The 12,503-nt window shown below is 59.9% G+C and carries 9 protein-coding genes; 7 read left to right on the top strand and 2 right to left on the bottom strand.

All coding sequences use genetic code 11. The features are described 5' to 3' along the window. Window positions 1-2: 2 nt before the first annotated feature. A complete protein-coding gene (locus KBP52_RS08615) occupies window positions 3-539 on the bottom strand; it encodes an ATP-dependent zinc protease (RefSeq protein ID WP_016983749.1) in 537 nt (178 codons plus the stop codon). 418 nt (window positions 540-957) lie between these two features. Here KBP52_RS08615 and KBP52_RS08610 point away from each other — a divergent pair, with 418 nt between their 5' ends. From KBP52_RS08610 to prpD, 6 genes are all read left to right on the top strand, one after another. Next, complete coding sequence (locus KBP52_RS08610) at window positions 958-1,680, top strand: GntR family transcriptional regulator (protein ID WP_172828118.1); 723 nt, start codon at window positions 958-960, stop codon at window positions 1,678-1,680. Next, on the top strand, window positions 1,677-2,570 hold the full coding sequence (prpB, locus tag KBP52_RS08605) for a methylisocitrate lyase (protein WP_016983750.1): 894 nt from the start codon (window positions 1,677-1,679) through the stop codon (window positions 2,568-2,570). The genes KBP52_RS08610 and prpB overlap by 4 nt, the downstream gene beginning before the upstream one ends. Before the next feature lie 138 nt (window positions 2,571-2,708). Next, window positions 2,709-3,836, top strand: a complete 1,128-nt coding sequence (prpC, locus tag KBP52_RS08600) for a 2-methylcitrate synthase (RefSeq protein WP_212622614.1) — start codon at window positions 2,709-2,711, stop codon at window positions 3,834-3,836. 202 nt (window positions 3,837-4,038) lie between these two features. Continuing rightward, a complete protein-coding gene (acnD, locus tag KBP52_RS08595) occupies window positions 4,039-6,633 on the top strand; it encodes a Fe/S-dependent 2-methylisocitrate dehydratase AcnD (RefSeq protein ID WP_077571821.1) in 2,595 nt (864 codons plus the stop codon). Window positions 6,634-6,686: 53 nt separating this feature from the next. Then, the gene (gene prpF, locus KBP52_RS08590; protein WP_212622613.1) at window positions 6,687-7,877 is read left to right on the top strand and encodes a 2-methylaconitate cis-trans isomerase PrpF; all 1,191 of its coding nucleotides are present in this window, start codon (window positions 6,687-6,689) and stop codon (window positions 7,875-7,877) included. A 617-nt stretch (window positions 7,878-8,494) separates the two neighbouring features. Next, entirely contained in the window at window positions 8,495-9,979 is a 1,485-nt protein-coding gene (gene prpD / locus KBP52_RS08585; RefSeq protein WP_212622612.1) for a 2-methylcitrate dehydratase, read from the top strand. Here the strand turns inward: prpD and KBP52_RS08580 are convergent. Then, on the bottom strand, window positions 9,972-10,877 hold the full coding sequence (locus KBP52_RS08580) for an EamA family transporter (protein ID WP_212623116.1): 906 nt from the start codon (window positions 10,875-10,877) through the stop codon (window positions 9,972-9,974). The two genes, prpD and KBP52_RS08580, sit on opposite strands and share 8 nt — an antisense overlap. A 115-nt stretch (window positions 10,878-10,992) precedes the next feature. Here KBP52_RS08580 and KBP52_RS08575 point away from each other — a divergent pair, with 115 nt between their 5' ends. Further along, window positions 10,993-12,402: a PLP-dependent aminotransferase family protein gene (locus KBP52_RS08575; RefSeq protein WP_212622611.1), complete on the top strand. Its 1,410-nt coding sequence runs from the start codon at window positions 10,993-10,995 to the stop codon at window positions 12,400-12,402. Window positions 12,403-12,503 lie beyond the last annotated feature (101 nt).

Raw genomic sequence — 12,503 nt, 5'->3', positions numbered from 1 at the left:
AATTACTCGGCGGTATGAGCGGCGATGGTGCAGGCGGGTTTGCCGGCAGCGTATTTAAGGCTTGGATCGACCAGCGCATCGAAGCGTTTCAGCGCTTCGGAGCCGATCAAAAGCGGGTATTGGAACGCACTTCGGTCGGTCAGGTTCACTTCGATGCTGCGCATCGCCGATCCCATGCAGATATCCAGCTCGATCACCGGACGGGCGGTGTACTTCTTGCCTTCTTCCGGGTCGTAGTCGCCGGCACGGCGCTTGATCTTGCTGACCCGGGCCAGCGGCCGTTCGATCGGGTGCGAATGCGCGGCATCGATCGCCAGGTAGAAACGTACCCAGGACTCACCGTTGCGTTTAAAGCGTTTGATGTCGCGGGCACTCAGCGAGGCGGTTTTCGCACCCGTATCGAGTTTGGCCGCGACTTCGAGATTGATGCCGTCAAGCGAAGCGTATTCGTTGAGGCCGTACACGGTTTTTTCCCCCGCGGCGGCGAGGCCGGGCAGGCAAAACAGGGCAAAGAATGTGGGAAAAGGCTTGAGTCTCATAAATCCTGGTGCGCAGCGTTCCGTTTTCGGTTCAGGTCCTTGGCAAAACTTGCGCAAGGCCTTTCGTGTGCCTGGCAGCTTTATATGACAAGCCGTACAAATGGCCAGCAAATGCGGGCGGCATTCTAGCACGGTGGTTTTATGGCGCCAGCGCTGGCACCGGTCTATAACCCTTGGGATTCCCTGTGGGAGCGAGCCTGCTCCGGGCGGCGTTCCGACGAAGGCGGTGCGTCATCTCAAGCAGATGCTGACTGACACTACGCTTTCGCGAGCAGGTCGCTCCGACAGGGTTAATCGACCAATGGAAGATTGCCTACGGTTATTAGACGATTGTCGACAATACCTATTTATCCTTTGACTGATGCGGGCTAATTGGCTAGTTTTTGCCGCATTGGATTTAAAGGTGTCGACAATCATGCTGGATCAACTCGATCCCCCGGTTATCAGTGGCGACGATTCCGAGACGCTTTCGGAAAACGTCTTCCGGCGCATTCAGGCAGCCATCGTCAAAGGCGAGATCGCCCCGGGCAGCAAGATCTCCGAACCGGAGCTGGCGCGCACCTACGGCATCAGCCGGGGGCCGTTGCGTGAGGCCATCCATCGTCTGGAAGGTCAGCGCCTGCTGGTGCGCGTACCGCACGTCGGCGCGCGGGTGGTCTCACTCAGCCATGCCGAATTGCTTGAACTCTACGAAATCCGCGAATCCCTCGAAGGCATGGCCTGCCGTCTGGCGGCCGAACGCATGAGCGTTGAAGAAATCGACGAACTGCGCCGGGTGCTGGAAACCCACGAGCGCGACGCGGCGTTTCAGGCTGGTGTCGGCTACTACCAGCAAGAAGGCGATTTCGACTTTCACTACCGGATCATCCAGGGCAGTGGCAACCGCACGCTGACGCAGATGCTCTGCGGCGAGCTCTATCAATTGGTGCGCATGTACCGCATCCAGTTTTCCACCACGCCGAACCGCCCGCGCCAGGCCTTTGCCGAACACCACCGGATTCTCGATGCCATCGCCGACCGTGACGGCGAACTCGCGGAATTGTTGATGCGCCGTCACATCGGCGCCTCGAAACGCAACATCGCCCGTCACTACCAGGACGGCGCCCACAATAAGACAGCCACTGAACGAGGTGAGTCATGAGTTCCAAGCACAGCACTCCAGGCCAGCGTTTCCGCGATGCGGTCGCCAGCGAGCACCCATTGCAGGTGGTCGGCGCGATCAACGCCAACCACGCGCTGCTGGCCAAGCGCGCCGGTTTCAAGGCGATCTACCTGTCCGGTGGCGGGGTGGCCGCAGGCTCGCTCGGCGTGCCGGATCTGGGCATCACCGGTCTGGATGATGTGCTGACTGACGTTCGGCGGATCACCGACGTTTGCGATCTGCCGCTGCTGGTCGATGTCGACACCGGTTTTGGCTCGTCGGCGTTCAACGTCGCGCGCACGGTCAAGTCGATGATCAAGTTCGGCGCGGCGGCGATTCACATCGAGGATCAGGTCGGCGCCAAGCGCTGTGGCCACCGTCCTAATAAAGAGATCGTCAGCCAGCAGGAAATGGTCGACCGCATCAAAGCCGCCGTTGATGCCCGTACTGACGACAGCTTCGTGATCATGGCGCGCACCGATGCGCTGGCGGTGGAAGGTCTGGAATCGGCACTCGATCGCGCTGCCGCGTGCATCGAGGCCGGTGCCGACATGATTTTCCCGGAAGCGATCACTGAGCTGGAAATGTACAAGCTGTTCGCCAACCGTGTGAAAGCGCCGATCCTGGCCAACATCACCGAGTTCGGCGCAACGCCGCTGTACACCACCGAGCAATTGGCCGGCGCTGACGTGTCGCTGGTGCTGTATCCACTGTCGGCATTCCGCGCGATGAACAAGGCGGCGGAAAACGTCTACACGGCGATCCGCCGCGACGGCACGCAACAGAATGTCATCGACACCATGCAGACTCGCATGGAGCTTTACGATCGCATCGACTACCACACCTTCGAGCAGAAGCTCGATGCGTTGTTTGCACAAAAGAAAGGCTGAACAAGACCCTCTGTGGGAGCGAGCCTGCTCGCGAAAGCGGTGGATCAGGCAATATCAAAGTGACTGACACGACGCTTTCGCGAGCAGGCTCGCTCCCACAAGTTTCCCCATACAAATTCAAGAAGATTGGAGAACACAATGGCCGAAGCAAAAGTACTCAGTGGCGCCGGGCTCCGTGGCCAGGTTGCCGGGCAAACCGCACTGTCCACCGTGGGCCAGGCCGGTGCCGGGCTGACCTATCGCGGCTACGACGTGCGCGAACTGGCAGCCGATGCACAATTTGAAGAGGTCGCCTACCTGCTGCTGTACGGCGAGCTGCCGACCCAGGCACAACTCGACGAATACCAAGGCAAACTGAGCAAGCTGCGCGACCTGCCGCAAGCACTGAAAGAAGTGCTCGAACGCATCCCTGCCGACGCCCACCCGATGGACGTGATGCGCACCGGTTGCTCGTTCCTCGGCAATATCGAGCCGGAGAAAGACTTCTCCGAACAGCGCGACAAGACTGACCGTTTGCTCGCCGCGTTCCCGGCGATCATGTGCTACTGGTATCGCTTCAGCCACGATGGCAAGCGCATCAATTGCGTCAGCGACGAGCCAACCATCGGTGGCCACTTCCTGCACTTGCTGCACGACAAGAAGCCGAGCGAACTGCACGTCAAAGTGATGAACGTCTCGCTGATCCTTTATGCCGAGCACGAATTCAACGCCTCGACCTTCACCGCGCGCGTTTGTGCGTCGACCTTGTCTGACCTGTATTCCTGCGTAACCGCCGCCATCGGTTCGCTGCGCGGCCCGTTGCACGGTGGCGCCAACGAAGCAGCGATGGAAATGATCGAGCGTTTCGCGTCGCCGGAAGACGCGATCAAAGGCACCCTCGGCATGCTCGAGCGCAAGGACAAGATCATGGGTTTCGGCCACGCGATCTATAAGGACAGCGATCCGCGCAACGAGGTGATCAAGGGCTGGTCGAAAAAACTCGCGGATGAAGTCGGTGACAAGGTGTTGTTTCCGGTTTCGGAAGCCATCGACAAGACTATGTGGGAGCAGAAAAAACTCTTCCCCAACGCTGATTTCTACCATGCCTCGGCGTACCACTTCATGGGCATTCCGACCAAGCTGTTCACGCCGATCTTCGTCTGCTCGCGCCTGACCGGCTGGGCCGCGCACGTGTTCGAACAGCGCGCCAACAACCGCATCATCCGTCCAAGCGCCGAGTACGTCGGCGTCGAACAGCGCAAGTTCGTGCCAATCGAACGTCGCTGAAATGGTGAGCTGACCCGGAGAGCAAGATCACCGCTAACCCCTGTAGGCCTTCGCCTGCTCGCGATGACGGACTGACATTCACCATCAATGTCGACTGATCTACCGCTATCGCGAGCAGGCTCACTCCTACAAGGGACGGTGTGAATCTTGAGTCTGGCGTCTGCCCACCCTTTGAAACTACCGTGACCCGAGTCCTGACCCGATGAACACAGAATTCCGCAAAACCCTGCCCGGCAGCCCTCTGGATTATTTCGACGCCCGTGCGGCGGTCGAAGCGATTCAGCCCGGCAGTTACGACACCCTGCCGTACACCTCCCGCGTGCTGGCGGAAAACCTCGTGCGTCGCTGCGACCCGGCCACGCTCACCGATTCCCTCAAGCAACTGATCGAACGCAAACGCGACCTCGACTTCCCGTGGTTCCCGGCGCGTGTGGTCTGCCACGACATTCTTGGCCAGACCGCGCTGGTTGACCTCGCCGGCCTGCGTGACGCGATCGCCTTGCAGGGTGGCGATCCGGCGCAGGTCAATCCGGTGGTGCCGACGCAACTGATCGTTGACCACTCGCTGGCGGTGGAGGCGGGCGGTTTCGACAAGCAGGCGTTCGAGAAAAACCGCGCCATCGAAGACCGTCGCAATGAAGACCGTTTCCACTTCATCAACTGGACCAAAAAGGCTTTCAAGAACGTTGATGTGATCCCGCCGGGCAACGGCATCATGCACCAGATCAACCTGGAGAAAATGTCGCCGGTGATTCAGGTGCGTGAGGGCGTCGCGTTCCCCGACACCTGCGTCGGCACCGACAGCCACACCCCGCACGTCGATGCGCTGGGCGTGATTGCCATTGGTGTCGGCGGTCTCGAAGCCGAAAGCGTAATGCTTGGCCGCGCCTCGTGGATGCGCCTGCCGGAAAGCGTCGGCGTCGAACTGACCGGCAAGCTGCAACCGGGCATCACCGCCACCGACATGGTGCTGGCGCTGACCGAATACCTGCGCAAACAGAAAGTCGTCGGCGCGTGGCTGGAGTTCTTCGGCGAAGGCGCGGCGGCGCTGACCCTCGGCGACCGCGCGACCATCTCCAACATGGCCCCGGAATACGGCGCCACTGCCGCGATGTTTTACATCGATCAGCAAACCATCGATTACCTGAAACTCACCGGTCGTGAAGATCAGCAAGTGCAGCTCGTCGAGCAATACGCCAAGCTCACCGGCCTGTGGGCAGACAGTTTGAAAGGCGCGCAATACGAGCGCGGTCTGACTTTCGACCTGTCTTCGGTGGTGCGCAACATGGCCGGCCCGAGCAACCCGCACGCGCGCGTCGCGGTATCGGATCTGGCCGCCAAAGGCATCTCCGGCCAGTGGGATGACGTGCCGGGGCAAATGCCCGACGGCGCGGTGATCATCGCCGCCATCACCAGTTGCACCAACACCAGCAACCCGCGCAACGTCATCGCCGCCGGCCTGCTCGCGCGCAACGCCAACAAGCTCGGTCTGACCCGCAAACCCTGGGTGAAATCCTCGCTGGCGCCGGGTTCGAAAACCGTCGCGCTGTACCTCGACGAAGCGGGGCTGACCACTGAACTGGAGCAACTCGGTTTCGGCGTCGTCGCCTTTGCCTGCACCACCTGCAACGGCATGTCCGGCGCACTCGATCCAGTGATCCAGCAAGAGATCATCGATCGCGATCTGTATGCCACCGCCGTGCTCTCGGGCAACCGCAACTTCGACGGCCGCATCCACCCGTACGCCAAGCAAGCGTTCCTCGCGTCGCCGCCACTGGTGGTCGCATACGCCATCGCCGGGACCATCCGTTTCGACATCGAAAAAGATGTGTTGGGCGTGGTCGACGGCAAGGAAATCCGCCTCAAAGACATCTGGCCGAGCGATGAAGAAATCGACGCCGTGGTGAAGTCTTCGGTCAAGCCTGAGCAGTTCCGTCAGGTCTACATTCCGATGTTCGCTGTCCACGAAGACACCGGCCCGAAAGTCACGCCGCTTTACGACTGGCGCGAGATGAGCACCTACATCCGCCGTCCGCCGTACTGGGAAGGCGCGCTGGCCGGCGCGCGTCCGCTGAAGGGCATGCGCCCGCTGGCGGTGCTGCCGGACAACATCACCACCGATCACCTGTCGCCGTCCAACGCGATCATGCTCGACAGCGCCGCCGGCGAATACCTGGCGAAAATGGGCCTGCCGGAAGAGGACTTCAACTCCTACGCAACGCACCGTGGCGACCACTTGACCGCGCAACGCGCGACCTTCGCCAACCCGAAACTGTTCAACGAAATGGTCGTGGAAAACGGCAAGGTCAAACAGGGTTCGCTGGCGCGGGTCGAGCCGGAAGGCAAAGTGATGCGCATGTGGGAAGCCATTGAAACCTACATGGAACGCAAACAACCGCTGATCATCATTGCCGGCGCCGATTACGGTCAGGGCTCGTCCCGCGACTGGGCGGCGAAAGGCGTGCGTCTGGCCGGTGTCGAAGCGATTGCCGCAGAAGGTTTCGAACGCATTCACCGCACCAACCTGGTGGGCATGGGTGTGTTGCCGCTGGAGTTCAAGCCGGGCACTGACCGTCACACCCTGGCCATCGACGGCAGCGAAACCTATGACGTGGTCGGCGAGCGCAAACCGCGTGCGGATCTGACGCTGGTGATCCATCGCAAGAACGGCGAGCGCGTTGACGTGCCGGTGACCTGCCGTCTGGATACTGCTGAAGAAGTGTCGATCTACGAGGCCGGCGGCGTGTTGCAGCGCTTCGCTCAGGACTTCCTCGAAGAGTCGGCGGTTGCCGTTTAAAACAAGTTAGGGACCAAGGGATGATGAGTCCCTTGGTCCTTTGAGGAGCAACCATGGCTCACGCACCACAGATTAAAATCCCCGCCACCTACATGCGCGGCGGCACCAGCAAAGGCGTGTTCTTCAGCCTCAAGGATCTGCCCGAAGCGGCACAGATCCCCGGCCCGACCCGCGACGCTTTGCTGCTGCGCGTGATCGGCAGCCCCGACCCGTACGACAAACAAATCGACGGCATGGGCGGCGCGACTTCAAGCACCAGCAAAACCGTGATCCTGTCGAAAAGCATCAAGGCTGATCACGACGTCGATTACCTGTTCGGTCAGGTCTCGATAGACAAGCCCTTTGTGGACTGGAGCGGCAACTGTGGCAACCTTTCGGCAGCGGTCGGTTCGTTCGCCATCAGCAATGGCTTGGTCGACGCCAGTCGCATTCCGCACAACGGTGTCGCGGTGGTGCGCGTGTGGCAGGCCAACATCGGCAAAACCATTATTGCCCACGTGCCAATCACCAACGGCGAAGTGCAGGAAACCGGTGATTTCGAACTCGACGGCGTGACCTTTCCCGCCGCTGAAGTGCAAGTCGAATTCATGGACCCGGCGGCGGATGAAGAGGGCGGCGGTGGTTCGATGTTTCCTACCGGCAACCTGATCGATGAGCTGGAAGTGCCGGGCGTTGGCACGTTCAAGGCGACCATGATCAACGCCGGCATCCCGACGATTTTCGTCAACGCCGCAGACATTGGTTACACCGGCACTGAGTTGCAAGGTGCGATCAACAGCGATCCGCAAGCGCTGCAGATGTTCGAGACGATTCGCGCTTATGGCGCGTTGCGCATGGGCCTGATTGCCCATCTGGACGAAGCGGCCAAGCGGCAGCACACGCCGAAAGTCGCATTCGTCGCCAAGCCTGCGGATTACGTCGCTTCGAGTGGTAAAGCGGTTGGCGCGGGTGACGTGGATTTGCTGGTGCGGGCGTTGTCGATGGGCAAGTTGCACCACGCGATGATGGGCACGGCGGCGGTGGCGATTGGTACTGCGGCGGCTATTTCCGGCACCTTGGTAAACCTTGCGGCGGGTGGTGTTGAACGGAATGCCGTGCGTTTCGGGCATCCGTCCGGGACGTTGCGCGTTGGCGCTGAAGCCAGTCTGGAAAACGGCGAGTGGATCGTCAAAAAAGCGATCATGAGCCGCAGTGCGCGTGTCCTTATGGAAGGCTACGTGCGCATCCCGGGCGATTCTTTCTGATTTGAGATTTTTCACCCTCACCCCAGCCCTCTCCCGTAGGGAGAGGGGGCTGACCGAGGTGTCTGGGGTTGTACATCGACCTGAAAGATCGAGTCGATTACGGATTTCCACGGCCGGCTGAGGTGTCTGGGGTTGTACATTGACCTGAAAGATCGAGTCGATTATGGATTCAGGGGCCGACCGAGGTGTCTGGGGTTGTACATCGACCTGAAAGGTCGAATCGATTATGGATTCAGGGGCCGACCGAGGTGTCTGGGGTTGTACATCGACCTGAAAGGTCGAGTCGATTATGGATTCAGGGGCCGACCGAGGTGTCTGGGGTTGTACATCGACCTGAAAGATCGAGTCGATTATGGCTTCAGCTGGTCGACCGAGGTGTCTGGGGTTGTACATTGATCTGATCGATTACGGATTCAGCGCAGATCGCTCAGGTCGGTGAACCTCTACAGCATCCCCCAATCGGTTCCCTCTCCCTCGGGAGAGGGCTAGGGTGAGGGGCCCACCCACTGAAGAAACCCAAAACAAGCAGGCACCCCAGACCTGCAATCAACCAGAACAAACCCGCCAAGCCCTGAGGAAGACCGCACCACTCATCATTCCCGCACAGGAGAACCGCAATGAGCGCCAACGTCGACCTGAACAACCGCCCCGACTACGACCGTGTCCTGCAGGACATCGCCGATTACGTTCTCACCTTCAAAGCCCCCTCTGCCGAAGCCCTCGACACCGCCCGCAACTGCCTGATGGACACGCTGGGCTGCGGCCTGCTGGCGCTGCGCTTCCCGGAATGCACCAAGCATCTCGGCCCGATCGTCGAAGGGACGCTGGTTCCTTACGGTGCGCGGGTCCCCGGCACCAGCTATCGCCTCGACCCGGTCAAAGCCGCGTGGGATATCGGCTGCATCGTCCGCTGGCTCGACTACAACGACACCTGGCTCGCCGCCGAGTGGGGCCATCCATCGGACAACCTCGGCGGCATTCTTGCGGTGGCCGATCACCTCTCGCAGAAACGCCTGGCCAACGGTGACCCGCAGTTGACCATTCGCGATGTGCTGGAAGCGATGATCATGGCCCACGAAATTCAAGGCGTGATTGCCCTGGAAAACTCCTTCAATCGTGTAGGACTCGATCACGTCATTCTGGTGAAAGTTGCTTCAACCGCCGTCACCGCCAAACTCATGGGTGCCAATCGCGAGCAACTGTTGTCGGCGTTGTCCCACGCGTTCGCCGACGGTCAGGCCCTGCGCACTTATCGTCATGCGCCGAACGCCGGTTCGCGAAAATCCTGGGCAGCGGGGGATGCGTCGAGTCGCGGTGTACGTCTGGCTGACATTGCCATGCGTGGCGAAATGGGCATTCCCGGCGTGTTAACTGCGAAGCAATGGGGCTTTTATGACGTCCTGTTCAGCCACACCAACAGCGATCTGGCATTGAAACCCGAAGGCAAACGCGCCTTCAGTTTTTCGCGGCCGTTCGGCAGTTACGTGATGGAAAACGTGCTGTTCAAGATCAGCTTCCCCGCCGAATTCCATGCGCAAACCGCCTGTGAAGCGGCGGTAACCTTGCACCCGCAAGTGCGCAATCGTCTGCATGAAATCGACCGGATCGTCATCACCACCCACGAATCGGCAATCCGCATCATTTCCAAAGTCGGGCCACTGGCCAACGCCGCCGACCGCGACCACTGCATTCAGTACATGACCGCCGTGCCGCTGGCCTTTGGCAATCTGATCGCCGAGCAGTACGAAGACGATTTCCACCGGGCGCATCCGATCATCGATGTGCTGCGCGAGAAAATGCTCATCGTCGAAGAACCGCGTTTCACCCGCGAATACCTGGAGCCTGACAAGCGCTCGATCGCCAACGCCGTGCAGGTGTTTTTCAAAGACGGCAGCAGCACTGAAAACGTTGTCGTGGAGTACCCGATCGGTCATCGCCGGCGCCGTGCCGAGGGTATTCCATTGCTGGAGGACAAGTTCAAGGCCAATCTGGCAACGCGTTTCACCGGTCAGCGCAGCGGCGAGATCTTCACGTTGTGCAAGGATCAGGCGCTGCTTGAATCGACGGCAGTCAACCGCTTTGTGGATATGTTCGTTATCTGAACCACTTTTCCACAGGCAATTTGGTGATCGCAAAACCACTCAACAAAATCGCCGAATAGATCATCAGCTCCCGGGACAGGGGTTGTCCCTCGTACCAGGCGCCGATGATCACGGCGAACACCGGGAAAATGATAAACACGAACGACAGGATGATCGGGCTCAAGCGTTTAAGCAGCAAAAAGTAAACGATGAATCCGCCGACCGAGGCCACCAGTCCCAGATACAGCAGGGCGCCCCACGAGCGTGCTGTCACTTGCGCAAACACCGGCGCTTCAACACTCAAGCCGACAATAAATAACATCGCCCCGGCAATGCCGATCGGCAGGGTGTTGTAGGTAATCACGCTGATGGCGCTGCCATGTTTTTTCGTCACCACGTAGCACAGCGCATGCATCACCGCTGCGCACAGAATCGCCAGCACCCCCAGCCATTCGTCCTGATCCAAGTGCAGACCCTGACTGCGAATAATCATGAACAGACTGCCAAAGCCGATCGCGATACCGAGCATTTGCGAGGGGTAGATTTTCTCGCGCAGAAACAGCGCCGAGAACAGCAGGATAAACACCGGCATGCAACTGAACAGCAGCGCGGTCAGGCCCGATGACACGTGCATCTCGCCGTAGTTGAGCAGGTAGTAGGGCAGGCTGAAATACGACAGCGTGACGAACACAAAAAACCAGCGACTTTGCCGTGGGAACAACAGCGGTTCCTTGCGCAACAGCGCGAAGCTCAGGAACAGCGGAAAGGCAATCAGAAAGCGCAACCCGGCGGCGGTCAGCGGCGGCACGCTTTCCACCGCGATCTTGATCCCCAGCCACGTCGTGCCCCAGCTCAGACAGACGATCAAAAACAGCGTGCTGGTGAGCAATCCGGCGAGCCAGGGTTTGCTGATGTTCATCGGTGTGCTGACGGCGGTCGACATTTCGGCGTGCTCCGAACGGTGGAATTGACCTGATCGCGGAAACGGTCTATTCCTGATTGAACCTGTTTCCAGCACGCTATTCGGGGCGAGAATGACTGTCAAAGTAAGTATTGCCATGGTGTCAATCCTCCGCGACGGCCTCGCCAATGGCGTCGGCGTGAAATACAAACGCCTGGCCGATGCGGTCGCACAGGCCATCGACGAAGGTGTGATCGATGCGGGATGCAAGTTGCCGCCGCACCGATTGCTGGCGGACAGCCTGGGCGTGACCATCGGCACCATCAGCCGTGCCTACGGTGAACTGGAGCGTTTGGGATTAGTGGTGGCTCGCGTAGGAGATGGCACCTATGTGTGTCAGCGCGGGATGGAGCGGCCGCAGGACAAAGGCTTTCGCAATGTCAGCGATGAGCCGTCAGGTTGTTTCGACATGAGCCGCAATCAGCCGATTCCCGCACGGGAAGCGGCGTTCATGAGCCAGAGCCTGCAGGAGCTGGCCAGCGATCCGCGGGTGCTACAGCAGTTGACCGGGTACACCGCCGAAGCGGGGCTGGCACGGCACCGATTGGCCGGGGCGGTCTGGTTGCAGCACGAAGCGTTCGTGCCGCACGCCGATCAGGTGTTGTGCGTCAACGGCGGTCAGCATGGTTTGTTGTGCGCGTTGATGGGTTTGCTCAAGGCCGGCGACACAGTGGTCACCGAGCATTTGTCCTACCCGGGATTGATCGGCGTCGCACGCCAGCTTGGGATAAAACTTGTCGGCGCAGCGATGGATGACGAAGGACTGTTGCCGTCGGCACTGGAGGACATCTGCCGTCAGCACCGAGTGTCGGCAGTGTATTGCACGCCGACGATCCAGAATCCTACAGCCGCCGTGATGTCGATCTCGCGGCGCGAGGCGATTGCCGAGCTCTGTCGCCAGCACAATTTGCTGATTATCGAAGACGAAGCCCACGCCGTGCTGGACCGTCAGCGCCCGTTGCCGCTCAGTTTTTTCGCGCCGGAGCGTTCGGTGTTGATTGGCAGTCTGAGCAAGGCTGTTTCCGCCGGATTGCGCGTCGGTTACCTGCACGCTCCGCAGCCGTTGATCGGCCGTTTGAGTGCTGCAATCCGCGCCACCTGCTGGATGGCCAATCCGTTATCGATGGAAGTCGCGAGTCTGTGGATTGAAAGCGGCATGGCCGAGCGCTTGCTGGACGAACAGATCAGCGAGATCGCTCGGCGCAAAGCGTTGGTGGCGCCTGTTCTGCAGGGTTTGAATTACAAGACTCACCCTTACAGCCCGCATTTCTGGGTGGAGGTGCCTGAGCTGTGGCGGGCGTCGCAGATTGCCGCGGAGTTGAAGGAAAACAACTATCTGGTAGCCACCGCCGAGGCATTTGCAGTCGGGCACTCAGCGGTGCCGCAGTTCATTCGGGTGAGTGTGTGTAATGCGGTGGGGGATGATCGGTTGTTGCTGGCAGGTTTTGAAGCTCTGGTCAGGGCATTAACAGACACCGTGTAATCGTTCTTCGCGAGCAGGCTCGCTCCCACAAGGGGTTTGGGGTGAATGCAAAATGTGCAAACACCCGAGAACCCTGTGGGAGCGAGCCTGCTCGCGAAGGC

Origin of the sequence: Pseudomonas sp. SCA2728.1_7 (assembly GCF_018138145.1) — a bacterium.
Classification (GTDB): domain Bacteria; phylum Pseudomonadota; class Gammaproteobacteria; order Pseudomonadales; family Pseudomonadaceae; genus Aquipseudomonas; species Aquipseudomonas koreensis_A.
This window is presented reverse-complemented; position numbering and strand designations above follow the sequence as displayed.